The 22,321-nt window shown below is 67.8% G+C and carries 24 protein-coding genes; 20 read left to right on the forward strand and 4 right to left on the reverse strand.

The window, feature by feature from the left end:
• Window positions 1-3: 3 nt before the first annotated feature.
• The 3 genes from AB4Z46_RS03960 to AB4Z46_RS03970 are packed head-to-tail and all read right to left on the reverse strand — an operon-like array spanning window position 4 to window position 3,194.
• Window positions 4-933 (reverse strand): SMP-30/gluconolactonase/LRE family protein, encoded by a 930-nt coding sequence (locus tag AB4Z46_RS03960; RefSeq protein ID WP_442282175.1) that lies wholly within the window; start codon window positions 931-933, stop codon window positions 4-6.
• Window positions 934-949: 16 nt separating this feature from the next.
• Window positions 950-2,476, reverse strand: coding sequence for a UxaA family hydrolase (locus AB4Z46_RS03965; protein WP_442282176.1), 1,527 nt, complete (start codon window positions 2,474-2,476; stop codon window positions 950-952).
• A 10-nt stretch (window positions 2,477-2,486) separates the two neighbouring features.
• Window positions 2,487-3,194: a FadR/GntR family transcriptional regulator gene (locus AB4Z46_RS03970; protein WP_442282177.1), complete on the reverse strand. Its 708-nt coding sequence runs from the start codon at window positions 3,192-3,194 to the stop codon at window positions 2,487-2,489.
• Window positions 3,195-3,332: 138 nt separating this feature from the next.
• On the opposite strand from AB4Z46_RS03970, the gene AB4Z46_RS03975 reads away from it, so the two are divergent.
• The 10 genes from AB4Z46_RS03975 (at window position 3,333) to AB4Z46_RS04020 (ending at window position 11,996) form a co-directional block, all read left to right on the forward strand.
• Complete coding sequence (locus tag AB4Z46_RS03975) at window positions 3,333-4,067, forward strand: SDR family oxidoreductase (RefSeq protein WP_442282178.1); 735 nt, start codon at window positions 3,333-3,335, stop codon at window positions 4,065-4,067.
• Window positions 4,064-4,810: an SDR family NAD(P)-dependent oxidoreductase gene (locus tag AB4Z46_RS03980; RefSeq protein ID WP_442282179.1), complete on the forward strand. Its 747-nt coding sequence runs from the start codon at window positions 4,064-4,066 to the stop codon at window positions 4,808-4,810. Before AB4Z46_RS03975 ends, AB4Z46_RS03980 begins: the two co-directional genes overlap by 4 nt.
• A gap of 19 nt (window positions 4,811-4,829) precedes the next feature.
• Window positions 4,830-5,681, forward strand: coding sequence for a fumarylacetoacetate hydrolase family protein (locus AB4Z46_RS03985; RefSeq protein WP_442282180.1), 852 nt, complete (start codon window positions 4,830-4,832; stop codon window positions 5,679-5,681).
• A gap of 238 nt (window positions 5,682-5,919) precedes the next feature.
• On the forward strand, window positions 5,920-6,603 hold the full coding sequence (locus AB4Z46_RS03990; protein ID WP_442282181.1) for an amino acid ABC transporter permease: 684 nt from the start codon (window positions 5,920-5,922) through the stop codon (window positions 6,601-6,603).
• Entirely contained in the window at window positions 6,600-7,247 is a 648-nt protein-coding gene (locus AB4Z46_RS03995) for an amino acid ABC transporter permease (protein ID WP_442282182.1), read from the forward strand. Before AB4Z46_RS03990 ends, AB4Z46_RS03995 begins: the two co-directional genes overlap by 4 nt.
• Window positions 7,231-7,959 (forward strand): amino acid ABC transporter ATP-binding protein, encoded by a 729-nt coding sequence (locus tag AB4Z46_RS04000; protein WP_442282183.1) that lies wholly within the window; start codon window positions 7,231-7,233, stop codon window positions 7,957-7,959. Before AB4Z46_RS03995 ends, AB4Z46_RS04000 begins: the two co-directional genes overlap by 17 nt.
• Window positions 7,960-8,014: 55 nt before the next feature.
• Window positions 8,015-8,833 carry a transporter substrate-binding domain-containing protein gene (locus tag AB4Z46_RS04005; RefSeq protein ID WP_442282184.1) on the forward strand — a complete coding sequence of 273 codons (819 nt, stop codon included), beginning with the start codon at window positions 8,015-8,017 and terminating at the stop codon, window positions 8,831-8,833.
• 22 nt (window positions 8,834-8,855) lie between these two features.
• Window positions 8,856-9,959 (forward strand): mandelate racemase/muconate lactonizing enzyme family protein, encoded by a 1,104-nt coding sequence (locus tag AB4Z46_RS04010; protein WP_442282246.1) that lies wholly within the window; start codon window positions 8,856-8,858, stop codon window positions 9,957-9,959.
• A 133-nt stretch (window positions 9,960-10,092) separates the two neighbouring features.
• Window positions 10,093-11,076: a Bug family tripartite tricarboxylate transporter substrate binding protein gene (locus AB4Z46_RS04015; protein WP_442282185.1), complete on the forward strand. Its 984-nt coding sequence runs from the start codon at window positions 10,093-10,095 to the stop codon at window positions 11,074-11,076.
• A gap of 20 nt (window positions 11,077-11,096) precedes the next feature.
• The gene (locus AB4Z46_RS04020) at window positions 11,097-11,996 is read left to right on the forward strand and encodes a DUF1932 domain-containing protein (RefSeq protein WP_442282186.1); all 900 of its coding nucleotides are present in this window, start codon (window positions 11,097-11,099) and stop codon (window positions 11,994-11,996) included.
• A gap of 87 nt (window positions 11,997-12,083) precedes the next feature.
• Here AB4Z46_RS04020 and AB4Z46_RS04025 read toward each other — a convergent pair whose 3' ends face one another.
• A complete protein-coding gene (locus AB4Z46_RS04025; RefSeq protein WP_442282187.1) occupies window positions 12,084-12,992 on the reverse strand; it encodes a LysR substrate-binding domain-containing protein in 909 nt (302 codons plus the stop codon).
• Between the two features lie 142 nt (window positions 12,993-13,134).
• Here AB4Z46_RS04025 and AB4Z46_RS04030 point away from each other — a divergent pair, with 142 nt between their 5' ends.
• From AB4Z46_RS04030 to AB4Z46_RS04075, 10 genes are all read left to right on the forward strand, one after another.
• The gene (locus AB4Z46_RS04030; RefSeq protein WP_442282188.1) at window positions 13,135-13,827 is read left to right on the forward strand and encodes a substrate-binding domain-containing protein; all 693 of its coding nucleotides are present in this window, start codon (window positions 13,135-13,137) and stop codon (window positions 13,825-13,827) included.
• A gap of 26 nt (window positions 13,828-13,853) precedes the next feature.
• Complete coding sequence (locus AB4Z46_RS04035; RefSeq protein WP_442282189.1) at window positions 13,854-15,230, forward strand: MFS transporter; 1,377 nt, start codon at window positions 13,854-13,856, stop codon at window positions 15,228-15,230.
• 43 nt (window positions 15,231-15,273) lie between these two features.
• On the forward strand, window positions 15,274-16,302 hold the full coding sequence (locus AB4Z46_RS04040) for an amidohydrolase family protein (RefSeq protein ID WP_442282190.1): 1,029 nt from the start codon (window positions 15,274-15,276) through the stop codon (window positions 16,300-16,302).
• A 21-nt stretch (window positions 16,303-16,323) separates the two neighbouring features.
• Window positions 16,324-17,007, forward strand: a complete 684-nt coding sequence (ligK, locus tag AB4Z46_RS04045; RefSeq protein ID WP_442282191.1) for a 4-carboxy-4-hydroxy-2-oxoadipate aldolase/oxaloacetate decarboxylase — start codon at window positions 16,324-16,326, stop codon at window positions 17,005-17,007.
• 28 nt (window positions 17,008-17,035) lie between these two features.
• Window positions 17,036-18,034 (forward strand): Bug family tripartite tricarboxylate transporter substrate binding protein, encoded by a 999-nt coding sequence (locus AB4Z46_RS04050; protein ID WP_442282192.1) that lies wholly within the window; start codon window positions 17,036-17,038, stop codon window positions 18,032-18,034.
• Window positions 18,035-18,038: 4 nt separating this feature from the next.
• Entirely contained in the window at window positions 18,039-18,956 is a 918-nt protein-coding gene (locus AB4Z46_RS04055) for an amidohydrolase family protein (protein ID WP_442282193.1), read from the forward strand.
• Window positions 18,956-19,396 carry a protocatechuate 4,5-dioxygenase subunit alpha gene (gene ligA / locus AB4Z46_RS04060; protein WP_442282194.1) on the forward strand — a complete coding sequence of 147 codons (441 nt, stop codon included), beginning with the start codon at window positions 18,956-18,958 and terminating at the stop codon, window positions 19,394-19,396. The genes AB4Z46_RS04055 and ligA overlap by 1 nt, the downstream gene beginning before the upstream one ends.
• An 87-nt stretch (window positions 19,397-19,483) precedes the next feature.
• Window positions 19,484-20,338 (forward strand): class III extradiol dioxygenase subunit beta, encoded by an 855-nt coding sequence (locus AB4Z46_RS04065; RefSeq protein WP_442282195.1) that lies wholly within the window; start codon window positions 19,484-19,486, stop codon window positions 20,336-20,338.
• A gap of 1 nt (window position 20,339) precedes the next feature.
• The gene (locus AB4Z46_RS04070; RefSeq protein WP_442282196.1) at window positions 20,340-21,296 is read left to right on the forward strand and encodes a Gfo/Idh/MocA family oxidoreductase; all 957 of its coding nucleotides are present in this window, start codon (window positions 20,340-20,342) and stop codon (window positions 21,294-21,296) included.
• An 8-nt stretch (window positions 21,297-21,304) separates the two neighbouring features.
• The gene (locus AB4Z46_RS04075; protein ID WP_442282197.1) at window positions 21,305-22,312 is read left to right on the forward strand and encodes an aldo/keto reductase; all 1,008 of its coding nucleotides are present in this window, start codon (window positions 21,305-21,307) and stop codon (window positions 22,310-22,312) included.
• The last annotated feature ends 9 nt before the right edge of the window (window positions 22,313-22,321 follow it).

Here is a 22,321-nt window from a genome sequence, read left to right on the forward strand (position 1 = left end):
GATTCAAACTCCCTTGGCGTTGAGGGTGATGGCGTAGAGCGAACGGGTGGCGCAGATGAAGAGCCGGTTGCGCTTGGGGCCGCCGAAGCAGACGTTGGCGGCGCGCTCGGGCAACAGGATCTTGCCGATCAGGCTGCCGTCGGGATCGTAGGCGTGCACGCCGTCGGCCGCGCTGGTCCAGAGGCGGCCCTCGGTGTCGAGGCGGAAGCCGTCGAACAGGCCCTGGGTGCATTCCGCGAACAGGCGGCCCGCGCCAAGACGCCGGCCGTCGTTCGCGACCACGAAGCGGCGGATGTGGCGCGGCCCGTCGGCGGCGTGGCTGGCGCCGGTGTCGGCGATGTAGAGCATCGACTCGTCGGGCGAGAAGGCCAGTCCGTTGGGCTTCACGAAATCGTCCGCGACGAGTTCGACCGCGCCGCTCGCGGGGTCGATGCGGTAGACGTTGCAGGCCCCGATCTCGCTCTCGGCCTTCAGGCCTTCGTAGTCGCTCAGGATGCCGTAGCTCGGGTCGGTGAACCAGATGCCGCCATCGGAGTGCACCACGACGTCGTTGGGCGAGTTCAGGCGCCTGCCCTGCCAGTGCGAGGCCAGCACCGTGAGGCTGCCGTCGTGCTCGGTGCGCGTCACGCGCCGCGTCAGATGCTCGCAGCTGACCAGCCGGCCTTGGCGGTCGACCGTGTTGCCGTTGGCGTTGTTGGCCGGCTCGCGGAACACCGCGACCGTGCCGTTGCGCTCGTCGAGCCGCAGCATGCGGTTGTTGGGGATGTCGGACCAGACGAGGGTGCGATGGGCGCCGAACCAGGCCGGGCCCTCGCACCATCGTGCGCCGGTCCAGAGCCGTTCGACCTGCTCGGGTCCGGGCACCAGGCGGTTGAAACGCGGATCGAGCTTTTCGAAGCCCGTGCCTTCGAGCGCGCCGAAGGGTGCTTGCATCGAGGGCGCCATGGCACTACATCACTGCGCCGACCTGCCAGGGCACGAACTCGTTCTGCCCGTAGCCGTGCCGCTCGCTCTTCGAGGGTTCGCCCGATGCGGTCGCCAGCACCAGCTCGAAGATCCGCTGGCCCATTTCCTGGATCGACACCGTGCCTTCGACGATCTCGCCGCAGTTGATGTCCATGTCTTCTTCCTGCCGCTGCCACAGCGCCGAGTTGGTCGCCAGCTTGAGCGAGGGCGAGGGCGCGCAGCCGTAGGCCGAGCCGCGGCCGGTGGTGAAGCAGATCATGTTGGCGCCGCCCGCCACCTGGCCGGTGGCGCTGACCGGGTCGTAGCCCGGCGTGTCCATGTAGACGAAGCCGTGCGCGGTCACGGGCTCGGCGTATTCGTACACCGCCTCGAGGTTGCTGGTGCCGCCCTTGGCCACCGCGCCCAGCGATTTCTCGAGGATGGTCGTGAGCCCGCCGGCCTTGTTGCCGGGCGAGGGGTTGTTGTTCATCTCGCCTTCGTTGATGGCGGTGTAGTGCTCCCACCAGCGGATGCGCTCGACCAGTTTCTCGCCCACTTCGCGCCGGACCGCGCGGCGCGTCAGCAGGTGCTCGGCGCCGTAGACCTCGGGCGTCTCCGACAGGATCGCGGTGCCGCCGTGCGCGACCAGCAGGTCGACCGCCGCACCGAGCGCCGGGTTGGCGCTGATGCCCGAGTAGCCGTCGGAGCCGCCGCACTGCAGCCCGATCGTGATGTGGGCCGCGCTCAGCGGTTCGCGCTGCACGGCGTTGGCGCGCGGCAGCATCTCGCGGATGAGCGCCACGCCCTTCTCGACCGTCTTGCGCGTGCCGCCGGTGTCCTGGATGTTGAAGACGCGGAAGTTCTCGCCTTCGCTGAGGTTGCCGGTCGCCAGCCAGGCATTGATCTGGTTGGCCTCGCAGCCCAGCCCGACCACCAGCACGGCCGCGAAGTTGGCGTGCGTCGCATAGCCCGTGAGCGTGCGCTCGAGAATCTGCAGCCCCAAGCCCCCGGTGTCCATGCCGCAGCCCGTGCCGTGCGTGAGCGCGACCACGCCGTCGACGTTCGGGTAGTCCGCCAGTGCGGCCGGGTTGGTCTTGCGCGAGAAGTGGTCGGCGATGGCGCGCGCCGCCGTGGCCGAGCAGTTCACGCTCGTCAGCACGCCGATGTAGTTGCGGGTCGCGACCCGGCCGTCGGCGCGGCGGATGCCCATGAAGGTGGCTTCGCGCCGCGCCGGCGCCGGCTTGACGTCGGCACCGAAGGCGTAGTCGCGCTCGAAGTGGCCCTTGTCGGGGCCCATGTCGAGGTTGTGCGTGTGAACGTGTTCGCCGGCCGCGATCGGCTTGCTCGCGAAGCCGATGATCTGGTTGTAGCGGCGCACCGGTTCGCCTTGCGAGATGGCGCGCACAGCGATCTTGTGGCCGGGCGGGATCAGGCCGCGCGAAGTCACGTTCTCGACCTGCGTGCCGCCGAGAAGCTGGGAGCGGGCGATGACGACGTCGTCGGCCGGATGAAGTCGGATGAAGGGATTCATGTGGGGATCCTTAAGGTGCGTGGGCGCGGCGCCAGCTGACGCTGAAGCGCTGGTGGGAGCGATCCATGTGTTCGTGCATCGCGGCGCGCGCCGCATCCGGGTCGCGCGCCGTGATGGCGGCCTGGATGGCGGCGTGTTCCGCGATCGCGCTCTGCCAGGACTTGTCGGTCTCGAAGTAGCCGCCGAGGCGCTTGAACAGCGGGCCGCTGCGTGAGTCGAGATAACCCTGCACCGTCTCGGTCAGCACCGCGTTGCCGCTGGCTTGCACGATGGCGATGTGAAAGGCACGGTCGGCGTCGAGCGGCATCACGCCGCGTGCGGCGAGCTCGCGCATCTCGTCGAGCGCGCGGGCGATGGCATCGCGATCGGCGCGCTTGGCCGAGAGGGCGGCGAGTGCGGCGGTCTCGCCCTCGATCACGCGACGGGCGCGGATCAGTTCGAGCGGACCCCAGCCCAGCACCTCGTCCGGTGCCGTGGTCCGCTTCGATCGGTCGAGCACGTAGACGCCCGAGCCGGTGCGCACCTCGACCCGGCCTTCGACTTCGAGGGCGATCAGCGCCTCGCGCACCGAGGGCCGGCTGACCCCCAGCTGCTTGGCCAGGTCGCGCTCGGCGGGCAGGCGCGCGCCCACGGCGAATTCGCCCTTCGCGATCAGCGTGCGCAGCTGGTCGGCGATCTGGCGGTAGAGGCGCTTGGGTTCGAGGGTCTGCAGCGGCACAGTTTTGAAAGTTTAAGGGTTGTCCTTAATTGGACAAGTGGTAAGGCCAATTCAGAATACGATCCGCACCGCTTCACAGCCATCGGGCGAAACCCTGAACGGCCCGGTGCACCGAACACTTCATCACAAGGACATTCCATGCGACTCCAAGGAAAGACGGCGCTCGTCACCGCCGCCGGGCAAGGAATCGGCTACGCCAGCGCGATCGCACTCGCGGCCGAAGGCGCCCAGGTCTGGGCCACCGACGTGAACGAGACACTGCTCGCACGCTATGCCGGCGTCGCCAACGTCCGCACCGCGAAGCTCGACGTGCTCGACAAGGCGGCCATCGGGTCGTTGGTGAAGACACTGCCGGCGCTCGACATCCTCTTCAACTGCGCCGGCGTGGTGCACAACGGCACCGTGCTGGATGCCGGTGATGCCGACCTGGAATTCGCCTTCAACCTCAACGTGCGGGCGCAGTTCTGGACCATCCAGGCCGTGCTGCCCGGCATGCTCGCCGCCGGGCGCGGCAGCATCATCAACATGGCGAGCGTGTGTTCCAGCATCAAGGGGCTGCCGAACCGCTTCGTGTATGGGACGACCAAGGCGGCCGTGCTCGGCCTCACCAAGAGCGTCGCCGCCGACTACGTGACCAGGGGCATTCGCTGCAACGCGGTGTGCCCGGGCACGGTCGACACGCCGTCGCTCGGCGATCGCATCAACGCCAACGCCGACCCCGACGAGGCCCGCAAGGCCTTCATCGCACGCCAGCCCATGGGCCGACTGGCCCAGGCCGAGGAGATCGCACCCGTGGTGGTGTTCCTCGCGAGCGACGAGTCGGTGTTCGCGACCGGGCAGGCGTTCTCGGTCGACGGCGGCATCACGATATGAACCGGCTCGACTTCACCGGCCGGCACGCGGTGATCACCGGCGGCGCGACGGGCCTCGGTTTCGGCATCGCGCAGCGGCTGGTGGCGTCGGGCGGCAGCGTCACGGTCTGGGACCGCGACGGCGAGGCCGCCACCAAGGCCGCGTGGGCGCTCGGCGCCAAGGCCTTTGCGCTCGCGGTCGACGTCAGCCAGCAGCCCTCGGTCGCGAAGGCCGTCGCCGCCACGCTGGCGCAGGCCGGCCGCATCGATGCGCTGGTCAACAGCGCCGGCATCACGGGGCCCAACACGAAGCTCTGGGACTATCCGGTGGACGCCTGGCGGCAGGTCATGGAGGTCAACCTGACCGGCGTCTTCATCTGCTGCCGCGAGGTCGTGGGGCAGATGCGCACTCAAGGCTACGGCCGCATCGTGAACATCGCCTCGGTCGCGGGCAAGGACGGCAACCCCAACGCCAGCGCCTACAGCGCCAGCAAGGCCGGCGTCATCGCGCTCACCAAGTCGCTGGGCAAGGAACTGGCCGACACCGGCATCCGCGTCAACTGCGTCACGCCGGCGGCAGTGAAGACCGCGATCTTCGACCAGATGACGCCGGACCACATCGCCTTCATGCTGTCGAAGATTCCGATGGGCCGTTTTGGTACGGTGGAGGAGGTGGCGGCGATGGTCGGTTGGCTCTGCACCGAAGACTGCTCGTTTTCCACCGGCGCGGTGTTCGACTTGTCGGGCGGCCGCTCCACCTATTGATCTGAAAGAAAAGGACAACATGAAACTCGTTCGCTATGGCAATCCCGGGAAGGAAAAGCCCGGCCTGATCGATGACCAAGGCAAGCTGCGCGACCTCAGCGCGGTGGTCAAGGACATCGGCCCCGACCAGCTGGGCGATGCGGCGCTCGCCAAGCTGCGCAAGCTCAAGGTCGACAAGCTGCCGCTGGTCCGCGGCAAGCCGCGCTATGGCTGCCCGGTCGCCAGCGTCGGCAAGTTCATCGCCATCGGCTTGAACTACGCCGACCACGCGGCGGAATCCGGCATGCCGATCCCGAAGGAGCCGGTGGTTTTCACCAAGGCCGTCAGCTGCATCCAGGGACCGAACGACCCCGTCATGCTGCCGAAGAATTCGGTCAAGGGCGACTGGGAGGTCGAGCTCGGCGTGGTGATCGGCACCCGTGCGCGCTATGTCTCGCAAAAGAATGCGCTCGACTACGTGGCAGGCTTCTGCGTCATCAACGACGTCAGCGAACGCGAATGGCAGCTCGAGCGCGGCCTGACCTGGGACAAGGGCAAGGGCTTCGACACCTTCGGCCCGATCGGCCCCTGGCTGGTCACGCGCGACGAGGTGCCCAACCCGCAGAAGCTCGCGATGTGGCTCGACCTCAACGGCAAGCGGGTGCAGACCGGCAACACCCGGACGATGATCTTCAACGTCGCCAAGCTGGTGAGCTACGTCAGCCAGCTCAACACGCTGGAGCCCGGCGACATCATCACCACCGGCACGCCGCCCGGCGTGGGCATGGGCATGAAGCCGCAACCGGTGTTCCTGAAAAAGGGCGACGTGATGACCCTCGGCATCGAAGGCCTGGGCGAGCAGCGCCAGGACGTGGTCGCCTTCAAGCTCTAGCGATGAAACACCCCCGCAGCGCCTGCGGCGCATCGAGTCGCTGCCAGAGGCAGCGGCTCTTCGGAACCGTCCAAGCCTGCGCAGGCAGGCTTGGAGCCGCGGACCTCAGCCCCTCGAGGGGGCGATACCAGCGGCCCGGCGAAGCCGGTTCCGCGGTATCCCTGGCCTCGGTCGTGCCGATTTCGTGCGTTGCGGGTTACGCAGCCGCGTGGTGGAAAACCGAGTCGGCGGAACGACAGTGAAGTATCAGTTCGATTTCGCGGCCGTGCTGGCGCAATGGCCGCTGCTGCTCGAGGGCGCGTGGGTCACGGTGCAGCTGTCGTTCCTGTCGACGGTGATCGGCTTCGGGCTCGGCGCGCTGTGCGCGGTCGGACGCGGCAGCCGCCACGAATGGCTGCGCCGGCTGGTCGGCGTGTACGTGGAAGGCATCCGCAACACGCCGCTCTTGATCCAGAGCTACTTCCTGATCTTCGGGCTGTCGAGCGTGGGCGTGACGATGCCGATCATGGTCGGCGCCGTGCTGGCGCTGGTGATCAACATCGGTGCCTACACCTGCGAGATCATCCGTGCGGGCATCGAGTCGATCCACAAGGGCCAGCTCGAGGCTGCCGACTGCCTCGGCATGTCGAAGCTGCAGGTGTTCTGGCACGTGATCCTGCGGCCCGCGGTGGAGCGGGTCTATCCGTCGCTCACCAGCCAGTTCGTGCTGCTGATGCTGGCCTCGAGCATCATGTCCTCAATCGGTGCCGAGGAACTGCTCGGCATCGCCAACCGCATTCAGTCCGACACCTTCCGCAATTTCGAGATCTTCCTCGTGCTGTGGGTGGTGTACCTGGCCCTGTCGTACCTGATGCGGCTGGGATTCTGGCTCCTGGGCCAGATCGTTTTCACGCGCCGGCGCAAGCTCGGCACACCGCTATGACGCACGAACAACTCACCTACCTGCTGCTGGGCGCGGTCGGCACGCTGGAGCTGTCGGTGCTGACCTTCATCGCCGGCGGGCTCGCCGGCCTCGCCGTGGCGCTGGCGCGAATCGCACCGGTGCGCGCCGTGCGCGTCGCCGCGGGCGCCTACATCCAGGTGATCCAGGGCACGCCGCTGCTGGTCCTGATGGGCCTGTGCTTCTATGGCCCGAACATCCTCGGCATCGGCTCGGTCCCCGCGCTGGTCGCCGCGGCGCTGGCGATGACCATCTATTCGAGCGCCTTCCTCGGCGAGATCTGGCGCGGCTGCATCCAGTCGGTGCACAAGAGCCAGTGGGAAGCGGCCGAGTGCATCGGCCTCACGCGCTGGCAGCGCATGGTCAAGGTGGTGCTGCCGCAGGCGCTGCGCATCGCGACCCCGCCGACCGTGGGCTTCATGGTCCAGATCATCAAGAACACCTCGATCGCGTCGCTGGTCATCGGCTTCGCCGAGCTTTCGTACAACGCCAAGGTGCTGAACAACTCGACCTTCCAGCCCTTCATCTATTTCGGTTGCGCGGCCCTGCTGTATTTCGCGATGTGCTATCCGCTGTCGCGCTGGAGCCGTGGGCTCGAAAGGAAACTCAATGCAAGCCGTGGTTGAACTCGACCAGGTCCACAAGCGATTCGGTGCGCTGCATGTGCTGCGCGGCGTCTCGTTTTCGGTCACCAAGGGCCAGGTGGTGGCCATCATCGGCAAGAGCGGCTCGGGAAAGAGCACGGCGCTGCGCTGCATCGACCGGCTCGAGAGCGTCGACAGCGGCCGCATCGATGTCTGCGGACACGCGGTGCACCATGCGGCGCTCGACGTGCGCGCGCTGCGCCGCGACGTCGGCATCGTGTTCCAGAGCTACAACCTGTTCCCCCACCTGACGGTGCTGCAGAACATCACGCTCGGCCTGACCTCGGTCAAGCGGATGAACGCGGCCGATGCGAAGGCCGTCGCGACGGAAGTGCTGGCACATGTCGGCCTGGCCGAGAAGGCCGCCGCCTATCCCGAGCAGCTCTCGGGCGGCCAGCAGCAGCGCGTCGCGATCGCCCGTTCCCTCGCGATGAAGCCGCAGGTGATGCTGTTCGACGAGGTCACCTCGGCGCTCGACCCCGAGCTGACCGGCGAAGTGCTCAAGGTCATCGAGAAACTCGCCGAAGAGGGCATGACCATGGTGCTGGTGACGCACGAGATGGCCTTTGCCCGCGGTGTCGCCGACAAGATCATCTTCATGCACCAGGGGCAAGTCTGGGAGGAGGGCGATGCCTCGATGCTGGCCGATCCGAAGACGCCCGAACTGCGCCAGTTTCTCGGCAACGGCCTCTGAGCGGCCCGCGCCTTCAACGCCTTTCTTCCCACGCAACCACAAAGGATCACGAGACATGAACCGCTTCCAACAACGCCGCCTTCACCTGCTGCTGTCGGGCCTGATGCTCGCCGGCTCGGCGCTCGGCCTCGGCATGACTGCCCACGCCGACCAGCTCGACAGCATCACCGCCGCCAAGAAGATCCGCGTCGCGATCGACCTCGGCGTGCCGCCCTACGGCATGAAGGACGACAAGCTCAACTCCACCGGCTCCGACGTCGAGACCGCGCAACTGCTCGCGAAGGACCTGGGGCTCGAGCTCGAGATCGTGCCCACCACGGGCGCGAACCGGATCCCGTTCCTGCAGACCGACAAGGCCGACATCGTGATCTCCAGCCTGTCGATCACGCCCGAGCGCGAGAAGGTCGTCGATTTCTCGGTTCCCTACGCCGGCATCTCGGCGGTGGTGGGCGCGCCCAAGGGCATGAACATCAAGAGCGCGGCCGACCTGTCGGGCAAGAAGGTGATCGCCACGCGCAGCACGACCAACGACCAGGAAGTCACCAAGATCCTGCCGAAGGACGCGACCATCGTGCGCTTCGACGACGACGCGACCTCCATCACCGCGATCGTGAGCGGCCAGGCCGACATCTTCGCGACCGCGCCGCCGCTGCTCAAGGCCATCAACGACAAGAGCCCGTCCAAGCAGATGGAGACGAAGTTCGTGATGAAGGTCAACATGCTCGCCGTCGGTTTCCGCAAGGGCGAGGACAAGCTCAAGGCGAAGGTCGACGCCTGGGTGCGCACCAACCTCAAGAACGGCAAGCTCAACGCGATCTACAAGAAGTTCCACGGCGCGGACCTGCCCGACGAGGTGACCAAGGCCGGGGCCTGATCGAAAGCGTTCGCACATGGCCATGACCAAGATCGACCAGGTCGAGATCGCGCAGATCGACATCGCGCCGAAGGTGCGGCGCACCGACGCCATCCAGTCCTTCGTCACGCAGGAGACCGTGCTGGTCACGCTGCGCTGCGACGACGGCTCGGCCGGCACCGGCTACACCTACACCATCGGCACCGGCGGTTCGTCGATCGTGGCGCTGCTGCGCGACCATCTCGCGCCGCGCCTGATCGGCCGCGATCCGCAGAGCTACGAGGCGATCTGGCGCGATCTCTTCTTCCACACCCACGCCACCGCGGTCGGCGCCATCACCAGCCTCGCGCTGGCGGCCATCGACACCGCGTTGTGGGACCGCAACTGCCGCGCCGCCAGCTTGCCGCTGTGGCGCATGGCGGGCGGTGCCAAGTCGCGCGTGCCGCTCTACACCACCGAGGGCGGCTGGCTGCACCTGGAGCCCGGCGACCTGGTCGAGCAGACCCTCGCGGCCAAGGCCGAGGGCTTTCTCGGCGCCAAGGTCAAGGTCGGCAAGCCGCACGTCGCCCAGGACATGGCGCGGCTGTCGGCCGTTCGCGATGCGGTCGGTGCGGATTTCGAGCTGATGGTCGACGCCAACCAGAGCATGTCGCTGTCCGAGGCGATCCGCCGCGCGCGCCAGTACGCCGAGCTCGACTTGGCCTGGTTCGAGGAACCGATGCCGGCCGAGCACGTGGCCGCGCATGCGCAACTGCTCGCGAGCACCAGCGTGCCGATCGCGGTCGGCGAGTCGATGTACCACCTGTCGCAGTTCGGCGAGTACATGCGGCAGGACGCATGCTCCATCGTGCAGGCCGACGTCGCGCGGGTCGGCGGCATCACGCCCTGGCTCAAGATCGCGCATCTGGCAGAGGCGCACAACCTCGCGATGTGCCCGCACTTCCTGATGGAGCTGCATGTGAGCCTGTGCGCGGCGGTGCCGAATTCGCGCTGGGTCGAGTACATCCCGCAGCTGGACGATCTGACGACCAGCCGCTTGCGCATCGAGAACGGGCATGCACTCGCGCCCGAGACGCCGGGCATCGGCATCGAATGGGATGCCGACCAGCTCAAGGCGCGGCGGAAGTTCGATCCGATCGTGATCTGAAACCCCAGGCCGGCTCGGCGGGGTGGGGTGGCGAGGTTGCGGCGCAGGCGCAGGGCGTCGTCCTGACGTCGGTGCCTGCGCGGCCGAGTGCTTGGGCCTACACTGGCCGCCTTTTTCAGCCCGTGCGTCTGCCATGAGAACAACCCGACGTTCATTTCTCCTGTCTTCGGCGGCCATCGGCTTCGCCGCCGCTCGCCCCCTCGCCGCCTATGCCGACAGTCGCGACACCCAACCGATCCGCCTCGTCGTGCCCTTCGGCGCCGGCGGTGTCGCCGACCTCACCGCGCGTGTGGTCGGAAAGGCGATGGCGAGCCAGCTCGGCCAGTCGGTGGTGGTCGACAACCGCCCCGGTGCCGGTGGCGTGGTGGCCGGCACGCTGGTCGCCAGCGCTGCGCCGGACGGCCTCACGCTGCTGCTGATGAGCAACGGCACGGCGGTCAGCGACAGCCTCTTCCAGCGCCTGCCTTTCGACACCCGCAAGGACTTCGCACCGATCTCGCTGCTGGGTTATTTCGACATCGCGATCGTGGTGCCGGAGGCCTCGCCGCTGCGCAGCCTGGCGGAGCTTGTGGCGGCGGCCAAGACGCGCCCCGGCGGATTGAACATCGGCACGGTCAACATCGGCAGCACGCAGAACCTGGCGGCCGAACTGTTCAAGAGCCGGGCCGGCATCGACGTGCAGGTGGTGCCCTTCAACGGCACGCCGGCCGTGGTCACGGCGCTGCGCAGCGGCCAGATCGACGCCGGCGTCGAGATTCTTTCGCCGCTCATGCCGCAGATTTCGGGCCAGGCGCTGCGCGCGCTCGCCGTGATGGGCGAGGGCCGCAACCCGGCCTTGCCGGCCGTGCCCACGGTGGCCGAAGGCGCGGGGCTCAAGGGCTTCGACGTGCGCTCGTGGAACGCACTGGCGGCGCCTTCGAAGACGCCGCGCGAGCGGGTCGACCGGCTCAACCGCGCGGTGCGCGCCGCGCTTGCATCGCCCGAAGTGAAGCAGCAGTTGGCGACGCTCAACGTGCAGCCGCGCGCCAGCAGCCCCGAAGAACTGGCGATGCTGCTCGACAACGAGATTCGCCGATGGGGCGACGTGATCGCCGCTGCGCGCATCCCGCGGCAGTAGATATCAGACAAGGGACAGACATGCAGCTCGAACACATCGGCCTCATTGGCTACGGCGAGGTCGGAAAGACCTTTACCACGGGCCTCAAGAACAAGCCCGGCGTTCAATCCGTCGGCGCCTGGGACCTGACTTTCATCGACCCCGCGCGCCAGGAGCACGAGCGGACGCACGCGGCGCAGGCCGGCGTCGTGGCGCACGCCTCGATGCAGGCGCTGTGCCAGGCCAGCACGCTGGTGCTCTCCGCCGTCACCGCGTCGAACACGCTCGGCGTGGCGCAGGAGGCGGCGCCGCACCTGCGTCCAGGCACGGTGTTCCTCGACCTCAACTCGGCCTCGCCCGGCACCAAGCAGCAGTGCGCGGCGCTGGTGGAAGCTGCCGGCGCGCACTATGTCGAAGCCGGCGTCATGACCTCGGTGCCGCCCTACGGCATCCGCGTGCCGATGCTGCTCGGCGGCGCGCGCGCGGCCGCGCTGGCGGAGGCGCTGGCGGCCTGGGGCCTCGACACCCGGGCCGTGAGCGAGCGCCTGGGCGTCGCCAGCGCGATCAAGATGAGCCGCAGCGTCATGATCAAGGGCCTCGAGGCGCTCGTGATCGAAAGCTATGCCACGGCGCGCGCCTACGGCGTCGAGGACCATGTGCTGCCGACCTTGCAGGAGACCTTCCCGAGCATCGACTGGAGCCGCCAGGGGGCCTACTTCTTCAGCCGCGTGGTGCAGCACGGCCAGCGCCGCGCCGAGGAGATGCGGGAAGCCGCCAACACGGTGCGCGAGGCCGGCTTCGCGCCGACCATGGCGGCGGCCATCGCCGAGAAGCAGCAGTGGGTGGCGGACCAGGCGAAGGCCGGTGTGTTCGACGGGCTCGACAAGCAGGCCTCCTGGCAGGACTACGCCGACCGCCTGCTGGCCGCGCGCAAGGACTGAGCCCCCACGCTCGTCACTTCGTGTACTCGCTGCCCCCCGAGGGGGTGCAGTCCGCCTTGGGGCGGCCCGGCGGCGGACTGAGGCCTTTCAGCCCTTGAGAAGGGCTTCGGCGGTCTTGCGGATCAGGTCCAGCGTCGCCTGCTGGGTCAACGTCGCGCGCCGCAGCGCGCTGACCGCGGTGAACACCGGGATGCGCAGCGGCGGCGACGCGATCTCGCGCAGGGTGTAGGCCGAGGGGTTGACCGAGCGGATGACCGCAATGCGCGACAGGATCGCGAAGCCGGCGCCGTCGGCGACCAGGTCGAGCATGGCCGACACGCCGTCGATCTCGAGCGCGACATGCGGCGTGCAGCCGATGCCGGCCATCTCGGATTCCACGTACATCCGGATCGCATTGGGCCGGCTCGGGATCACCAGCGGCAGCCGGGCCACCTCGGCCAGCGCCATCGGTGCCGGCGGCGGGTCTTCCTGCAGCCCGGGCGGGCGGCGCCCGACCAGCAGCAGCGACTGCTCCAGCAAGCGCTGCACATCCAGCCCCGGCATCGGCCGGGCGTCGTAGATCACCGCGATGTCCAGCCCGCCGTGCAGCAACTGGTCCTGCATCGCGGTCGAGAGGTTTTCGCTGATCGACAACTGGGCCTGCGGCATCTGTTCGCGGAAAGCCCGCGTCAGCGGCACCGTCAGCACGCGCGCGATGCTGGGCGGCAGGCCGACCGCCACCCGGCCGGCCAGCGAGCCGCGCACGCGGTCGAGCTCCTCCCGGGCGCGCTCCACCTGGTGCAGGATGCCGCGCCCATGGGCCAGCAACACCTGCCCGGCCTCGGTCGGCGTGGCGCCACGGCCATTGCGCACCAGCAGGTTCTGCCGCAGCTCGACCTCGAGCAGGCGCACCTGGCGGCTCAACGCCGGCTGGGCCACTTTCAGCGCCACGGCGGCACGGGTGAAGCTGCCCAGCTCGGCGACGCGAACGAAATACGCCAGCTGTTTCAGGTCCACGAAGTCCTCCGGTCCAGGGCCGGAAATGATATGCCAATTTGTTCTAGCTGCTAGTGGCTTATGGCAAATCCCGTAGGGCCATACCGCCGCACAATCCGCCCATCGGAGCCGGCCGCGCCGGCATTGGAGACAGGGCTTGCGCATGCAGAAGACCGCGATCAAGGGGATTTCGTCGATGGCCACCCGCCAGGTGCTGGCCGATCTGGTGGCCGCCTTCGAGCAGCGCTCGGGGGCCGCGGTCGCGATCGAATCGGTGGGCGGCGTCGACGCCGCCAAGCGCGTCCTGGCCGGCGAGTCCTTCGACGTCGTCGTGCTGGCTTCCGACGCGATCGACAAGCTGATCGCCGCCGGTCGCATCGAAGCCGGCAGCAAGACCGACCTGGTGTTGTCGGGCGTCGCGGTGGCCGTGAAGGCCGGCGCGCCGCATCCCGACATCGGCTCCGAGGAAGCGCTTCGCAACGCCGTGCTGGCCGCCCGCAATCTCAGCTATTCCACCGGCCCGAGCGGCGTCGCGCTGGCCGCGCTGTTCGAGCGCTGGGGCATCGCCGACCAGATCAAGGCGCGCATCGTGCAGGCGCCGCCGGGCGTGCCGGTCGGCACCCTGGTCGCTCGCGGCGAGGTCGAGCTGGGCTTCCAGCAGCTCAGCGAACTGATCCACGTTCAGGGCATCGACCTGCTCGGCCCGATGCCCGCGGCGATTCAGATCGTCACCACTTTTTCCGCCGGTGTCTGTACCGGATCGGCCCAGGCCGAGACGGTGCGTGCGATGCTGGCCTTCATGGCCTCGCCCGAGGCCGAAGCCGCAAAGCGCGCGCAGGGCATGGATCCGGCTTGAGCCACTCGCACGGAATCGCAGGGATCATGAAAAAAGAAAACGACACGCCGCTGGACGTCCAGGCGTTCTTCAATTCGCAGGGCTTCTCCGGCTATCAGTGGCTGATCTTCAGCCTGTGCTTCCTGGTGGTCCTGCTCGATGGCTTCGACACCGCCGCCATCGGCTACATCGCGCCTTCGCTGATCGGCGAGTGGGGCGTGGCCAAGCCCGCGCTGGCTCCGGTGCTCAGTGCGGCACTGTTCGGGCTGGCGGCGGGTGCCTTGAGCGCCGGTCCGCTGGCCGACAAGTTCGGCCGCAGGGCCGTGCTGACCGCTTCGGTGCTGGTGTTCGGCCTGGCCAGCCTGGCGTCGAGCTTCTCGGGCAGCCTCGACAGCCTCACCGTCCTGCGCTTCGTGACCGGGCTGGGCCTCGGTGCGGCCATGCCGAACGCCGTGACGCTGACCAGCGAATACTGCCCGGACAAGCAACGCGCCATGCTGACCAATGCGATGTTCTGCGGCTTTCCCCTGGGGGCGGCCTTCGGCGGCTTCCTGGCCGCCTGGATGATTCCGCACTGGGGCTGGCGCAGCGTGCTGCTGCTGGGCGGCGCGGTGCCGGTGGTGCTGGCGCTGCTGATGCTCGTGGCGCTGCCTGAATCGGTGCGCTACATGGTGGCCAAGGGGCAGCCGAGCGAGCGCATCCGCCGGGTGCTGGCACGCATCTCCGCCACGGCGGCCACGGCGTCCTCCTTCGTGCTGACCGAGCGGCAGGCCGGCCCGGTGTCCGGCAGCGGGCTCGCGCTGGTGCTGGGGCGCAGCCACCGCATCGGCTCCTTCATGCTGTGGCTGGCCTATTTCATGGGCCTGGTCATCTTCTATGCGCTGATCAACTGGATGCCGATCCTGCTCAAGGACGCCGGCATGGATCCCCACAAGGCGGTTCTGGTGGCGGCGCTGTTTCCGCTGGGGGGCGTCGGTGCCGTGTTCTGCGGCTGGCTGATGGACCGCTTCAATGCCAACCGGATCATCGCGATCGGCTACGCGCTGACCGCCCTGTCGATCTACCTGATCGGCCAGACCGTGGGCCACGACGGCTGGCTGGTGGTGATGGTGTTCGTCGCCGGCACCCTCATGAACACGGCGCAGTCGTCGATGCCCGCGCTGGCCGCGGTCTTCTACCCCACGCAAGGCCGGGCCACCGGGGTGGCCTGGATGCTCGGCATCGGCCGTTTCGGCGGCATTGCGGGCTCGTTCCTGGTGGCCGAACTGGCGGCCCGCAGCCTGGGCTTCGACCGCATCTTCACCATCGTGGCCATTCCGGGCCTGATCGCTACCGCGGCCCTGATCGTCAAGCAGTGGGTGCATCCGCAAGCGCCGGTTGGCCGGAGCCTTCGCGACCCCGCCGCGGAACCCGTGGCCCATTGAACCCTTCACCGTCATCGACCTTTCAGTCTCAGGAGCACACGACATGATCATCGACGTCCACGGTCACTACACGACCGCCCCCGCCGCGCTCGGCGCCTGGCGCGACCTGCAGATCGCCGGCCTCAAGGACCCGTCCAAGGCGCCCAAGGCCGCAGATCTCAAGATCAGCGACGACGACATCCGCGAGACCATCGAGAACAACCAGCTCAAGCTCATGAAGGAGCGTGGCTCCGACCTGACCATCTTCAGCCCGCGCGCCAGCTTCATGGCGCACCACATCGGCGACTTCAATACCTCGTCGACCTGGGCCGCGATCTGCAACGAACTCTGCTATCGCGTGAGTCAGCTGTTCCCGGACCACTTCATCCCGGCCGCGATGCTGCCGCAGTCGCCGGGCGTCGACCCGAAGACCTGCATCCCCGAGCTGGAGCGCTGCGTCAAGGAATACGGCAACGTCGGCATCAACCTGAACCCCGACCCGAGCGGCGGCCACTGGACCAGCCCGCCGCTGAGCGACCGCCAGTGGTACCCGATCTACGAGAAGATGGTCGAATACGACATCCCCGCGATGATCCACGTCAGCACCAGCTGCAACCCGGCCTTCCACACCACCGGCTCGCACTACCTCAATGCCGACACCACGGCCTTCATGCAGTGCCTGACCTCGGACCTGTTCAAGGACTTCCCGACCCTGCGCTTCCTGATCCCGCACGGCGGCGGCGCGGTGCCCTACCACTGGGGCCGGTTCCGCGGCCTGGCGCAGGAACTCAAGAAGCCGCTGCTCGACGAGCACCTGCTCAACAACATCTATTTCGACACCTGCGTCTACCACCAGCCGGGCATCGACCTGCTGAACACGGTGATCCCGGTCAAGAACGTGCTGTTCGCCTCCGAAATGATCGGCGCGGTGCGCGGCATCGACCCGACCACCGGCCACTACTACGACGACACCAAGCGCTACATCGAGTCGAGCAAGATCCTGAGCGACGCCGATCGCTTCCAGATCTACGAAGGCAATGCGCGCCGCGTGTTCCCGCGGCTCGACGCCGCGCTCAAAGCTAAAAACCTCTGACCCCCTCAAGGAGACAAGACCATGTACGAACTCGGAGTCGTCTATCGCAACATCGAGCGCGCCGACCGCGCCACGGCCGACGCGCTGGCCAAGCTCGGCTCGGCCACGGTGCACGAGGCCATGGGCCGCGTGGGCCTGCTCAAGCCCTACATGCGCCCGATCTATCCCGGCGTGCAGGTGTCGGGCACCGCGGTCACGGTGCTGCTGCAGCCCGGCGACAACTGGATGATGCACGTGGCGGCGGAGCAGATCCAGCCCGGCGACATCGTGGTGGCGGCGGTCACGGCCGAATGCACCGACGGCTATTTCGGCGACCTGCTGGCCACCAGCTTCCAGGCCCGCGGCGCCCGCGCGCTGATCATCGACGCCGGCGTGCGCGACGTGAAGACGCTGCAGGAGATGAACTTCCCGGTCTGGAGCCGCGCGATTTCGTCCAAGGGCACGATCAAGGCCACGCTGGGCTCCGTCAACATCCCGGTGGTCTGCGCCGGCATGCTGGTGACGCCCGGCGACGTGATCGTGGCCGACGACGACGGCGTGGTCTGCGTGCCCAGGGCGATGGCGGCCAAGGCGCTCGAAGCCGCCGTGGCGCGCGAAGCCAACGAGGGCGCCAAGCGCGAGAAGCTGGCCTCCGGCGTGCTCGGCCTCGACATGTACAAGATGCGCGAGCCCCTCGAGAAGGCCGGCCTGCGCTACATCGACTGAATCCCCCTCATCCCCACCTGACCCTTCCATGCAACTCACTCGACGCTTCCTGACGAGCCGGTCCCTCGCTCTCGCCGCCGGCGCACTGACCGCCGCGGCCCTGCCGATGGGCGCCTTCGCGCAGCAGTTCCCGACCAAGCCGGTGCGCATCATCACGCCGTTCCCGGTCGGCGGCGGCCCGGACGGCGTCGCCCGCCTGGTGGCCGACAAGCTCTCGCGCGCCTGGGGCCAGCCGGTGGTGGTCGAGAACCGCCCGGGCGGCAACGGCTTCATCGCCATCGACGCCTTCAAGCGCGGCGCCAAGGACGGCACCGACATGATCGTGCTCGACAACGTGCACCTGGCGGCCTATCCGGCGCTGTTCAAGAAGCTGCCCTACGATCCGGTGAAGGACTTCGACACCCTCCTGCCGCTGTTCAAGACCTACTTCTTCTTCACGGTCGCGACCGACAGCAAGTACAAGACCGTCGGCGACATCATTGCCGACGCCAAGGCCCATCCGGGCAAGCTCAACTTCGGTTCCTGGTCGATCGGCAACCCGGTGCACCTGGGCTCCGAGATGTTCGCATCCGCCACCGGCATCAAGATGGAGCACGTGCTCTACAAGGAAACCACGCAGCTCTACACCTCGGTGTCGACCGGCGAGCTGTCCTTCGCGCTCGGCAGCGCCGCCACCGCGGGCCCGCTGCAGCGCGCCGGCAAGCTGCGCTTCCTGGCCGTGGCCGCGCCGCAGCGCCTTGCCAGCTTCCCGGACGTGCCGACGGTGGGCGAGTCGGGCGGCCCGAAGGGCTTCGAGGTCACGGGCTGGAACGCGATCGCGGTGCCGCCGGGCCTGCCGCCGGCGGTCACCGACAAGATCAGGAAGGACGTCGAGGCCGCGCTGGCCAGCCCCGACGTGCAGGAGAAGTTCAAGAGCTTCGGCTATGAGCCCTTCCCGACGACCCGCGACCAGTTCAACCAGTTCGTCAAGACCGAGACCCAGCGTTTCGGCGACGTGATCCGCAAGGCCAACATCACCCTGGACTGAGACCATGACCACTTTCACCAAGACCCCGGGCTGGCTCGACTGGTACGCGGGCCCCTCGAAACCCCGCTTCCAGGTGCCGCCCGGCAGCGTCGACGCGCACTGCCATGTGTTCGGCCCGGGCGATGAGTTCCCGTTCGCGCCCGAGCGCAAGTACACGCCTTGCGACGCCTCGAAGGACCAGCTGTTCGCCCTGCGCGACCACCTCGGCTTTGACAAGAACGTCGTCGTGCAGGCGACCTGCCATGGCGCCGACAATCGCGCCATGGTCGATGCGCTGAAGGCGTCGGGCGGGCGTGCCAAGGGCATCGCCACGGTCAAGCGCAGCATCAGCGATGCCGAGCTGAAGGAACTGCACGACGCCGGCGTGCGCGGCGTGCGCTTCAACTTCGTCAAGCGGCTGGTCGACTTCACGCCCAAGGACGAACTGCTCGAGATCGCGAACCGCATCGCGCCGCTCGGCTGGCATGTCGTGATCTATTTCGAGGCGGTCGACCTGCCCGAGCTGTGGGACTTCTTCACCGCGCTGCCGACCACCGTGGTGGTCGACCACATGGGCCGGCCTGACGTGAGCAAGCCCATCGACGGGCCCGAGTTCGAGCTGTTCCTGAAGTTCATGCGCGAGCACACCAACGTCTGGAGCAAGGTCAGCTGCCCCGAGCGGCTGTCGCTCGCCGGACCCAAGGCGCTGAATGGCGAGCAGGCCGCCTACCAGGACGTCGTGCCCTTCGCCCGCAAGGTGGTCGAGAGCTTCCCCGACCGCGTGCTGTGGGGCACCGACTGGCCCCATCCGAACCTCAAGGACCACATGCCCGACGACGGCCTGCTGGTCGATTTCATCCCGCAGATCGCGACGACGGCCGAGCTGCAGCGCAAGCTGCTGGTCGACAACCCGACGCGCCTGTACTGGCCGGAGCTGAAGTAATGTCGCTCGAGAAACCCTACAAGGACGTGCCCGGCACGACCATCTTCGACGCCGAGCAATCGCGCCTCGGCTACCACCTGAACCAGTTCTGCATGTCGCTCATGAAGGCCGCCAACCGCGAGCGCTTCAAGGCCGACGAGCGAGCCTATCTCGACGAGTGGCCGATGACCGAAGACCAGAAGCAGGCGGTGCTGGCGCGCGATCTCAACCGCTGCATCGCGCTCGGCGGCAACATCTACTTCCTGGCCAAGATCGGCGCCACCGACGGCAAGAGCTTCCAGCAGATGGCCGGCAGCATGACCGGCATGACCGAAGAGGAATACCGCGACATGATGATCAAGGGCGGCCGTTCGGTCGAAGGCAATCGCCGCGTCGGCGAGGACGGCACGGCGCAGGCGCATCGCCAGCCGCAAGGCGCGGCCGGAAAAAAAGCAATATGAAAAGCCCCCACACTCATCACTTCGTGTATTCGCTGCCCCCCGAGGGGGCGCAGGCCTCCTTTGGGGCGGCCCGGCAGGAGACCTGACATGGCACGCATCACCGCATCCGTCTACACCTCGCACGTGCCCGCCATCGGCGCCGCGCTCGACCTGGGCAAGTCGAACGAGCCCTACTGGCAACCGCTGTTCGCGGGCTACGACTTCTCCAAGCAATGGATGAAGGACAACAAGCCCGACGTCGTGTTCCTGGTGTTCAACGACCATGCCACGGCCTTCAGCCTGGACATGATCCCGACCTTCGCGATCGGCACCGCCGACTCGTACCAGCCCGCCGACGAAGGCTGGGGCCCGCGTCCCGTGCCCACCGTCATCGGCCATGCGCCGCTGGCCGCGCACATCGCGCAGAGCGTGATCCAGCAGGACTTCGACCTCACGATCGTCAACAAGATGGACGTCGACCATGGCCTCACGGTGCCCTTGTCGCTGATGTGCGGCCAGCCGGACGCCTGGCCTTGCCCCGTGATCCCGTTCGCGGTCAACGTGGTGCAGTATCCGGTGCCGAGCGGCCGCCGCTGCTTCATGCTCGGCCAGGCGATCCGCCGCGCCATCGAGTCCTACGACGAGGACCTCAACGTCCAGATCTGGGGCACCGGCGGCATGAGCCACCAGCTGCAGGGTCCGCGCGCCGGCCTGATCAACGCCGAGTGGGACAACAAGTTCCTCGACCGCCTGATCGCCGATCCCGACGATCTCTCTAAGATGCCGCACATCGACTACGTGCGCGAAGCCGGCTCCGAAGGCATCGAGCTCGTGATGTGGCTGATCGCCCGCGGCGCGATGGCCGACGTCGCCGGCGGCAAGCCGCCGAAGGTGGCGCACCGCTTCTTCCACGTTCCCGCGTCCAACACGGCCGTGGGCCATCTCATCCTGGAGAACCAATAACATGAGCAAGACAATCAAGGTCGCTCTCGCCGGTGCCGGCGCGTTCGGCATCAAGCACCTCGACGGCATCAAGAACATCGACGGCGTCGAAGTCGTCTCGCTGGTCAGCCGCGAGCTCGACAAGACGCGCGAAGTGGCGGCCAAGTACGGCATCGGCCACGTCACGACCGACCTCGCCGACTCGCTGGCGCTGAAGGAAGTCGACGCCGTGATCCTGTGCACGCCGACGCAGATGCATGCCTCGCAAAGCCTCGCCGCGCTGCGCGCCGGCAAGCACGTGCAGGTCGAGATCCCGCTGGCCGATTCGCTCAAGGACGCGCAGGCGGTGGTCGACCTGCAGAAGGCAACCGGCCTGGTCGCGATGTGCGGCCACACGCGCCGCTTCAATCCGAGCCACCAGTGGGTGCACAACAAGATCAAGGCCGGCGAATTCAACATCCAGCAGATGGATGTGCAGACCTATTTCTTCCGCCGCACCAACATGAACGCGCTGGGCCAGCCGCGCAGCTGGACCGACCACCTGCTGTGGCATCACGCGGCGCACACGGTCGACCTGTTCGCCTACCAGGCCGGCAGCCCGATCGTGAAGGCCAATGCGGTACAGGGCCCGATCCATCCGACGCTGGGCATCGCGATGGACATGTCGATCCAGCTGCAGGCCGCCAACGGCGCGATCTGCACGCTGTCGCTGTCGTTCAACAACGAAGGCCCGCTGGGCACCTTCTTCCGCTACATCGGCGACACCGGCACCTACATCGCGCGCTACGACGACCTGTTCAACGGCAAGGAAGAGGCGATCGACGTCTCGAAGGTGGACGTGTCGATGAACGGCATCGAGCTGCAGGACCGCGAGTTCTTCGCCGCCATCCGCGAAGGCCGCGAGCCGAACTCGAGCGTGGCGCAGGTGCTGCCCTGCTACCAGGTGCTGCAGCAGCTGGAACAGCAACTGCAGAGCTGAGCCGCGCCATGCACAAGCGACAACTCGGCCCGTTCTCGGTCAGCGCGATCGGACTCGGCTGCATGAACCTGAGCCATGCCTACGGCGTGCCGCCGTCGGCGGAGCAGGGCGAGCGCCTGCTGCTGGCGGCGCTCGATGCCGGCGTGACGCTGTTCGACACGGCGGCCCTCTATGGCTTCGGCGCCAACGAGGAGCTGGTCGGCCGGGTGCTGAAGCCGCACCGCAACGCCTTCACGCTGGCCAGCAAGGGCGGCATGGCCGGCGTGCGCGGCGACGACGGCACGGTGCGCCGGGTGATCGACGGAAAGCCCGCCACCTTGCGCCGCAATTGCGAGGACAGCCTGCGCCGGCTGCAGACCGAGGTCATCGATCTGTACTACCTGCACCGCTGGGACAAGTCGGTGCCGATCGAGGAGTCGGTCGGCGAGATGTCGCGCCTGGTCGAGGAGGGCAAGGTGCGCGCGCTGGGCCTGTCGGAGGTCTCGGCCGCCACGCTGCGTCGCGCGCATGCGGTGCATCCGATCGCGGCGGTGCAGAACGAATATTCGCTCTGGAGCCGTAACACCGAGATCGCGGTGCTGCAGGCCTGCCGCGAGATCGGCGCGGCGCTGGTTGCCTTCAGCCCCTTGGCGCGCGGCTTCCTGTGCGACGTGCTGCATGACGTGTCGACGCTCGACGCAAAGGACATCCGGCGCGCGATGCCGCGCTTCTCGCCCGACAACTACGCGCGCAACCTCGAACTGCTGCCGGCCTACACCGCGCTGGCAAAAGAGGCCGGCTGCACGCCCGCGCAGCTGGCGCTGGCCTGGCTGCTGGCGCGCGGCGAGCACATCATCCCGATCCCCGGGACGACGAGCCTCGATCACCTGCGCGAAGACCTGCAGGCCGAGCAAATGAAGCTGACCCCCGAGCTCTTCGCACGGGTCGATGCACTGATCAACCAGCGCACCGTGGCCGGTGCGCGCTACGGCGCTCAGAGCAGCATCGAGGTCGATACCGAGGTCTTCGAGGACTGAGGGGCGGGG

The organism is Variovorax sp. M-6 (assembly GCF_052114385.1).
Classification (GTDB): domain Bacteria; phylum Pseudomonadota; class Gammaproteobacteria; order Burkholderiales; family Burkholderiaceae_C; genus Variovorax.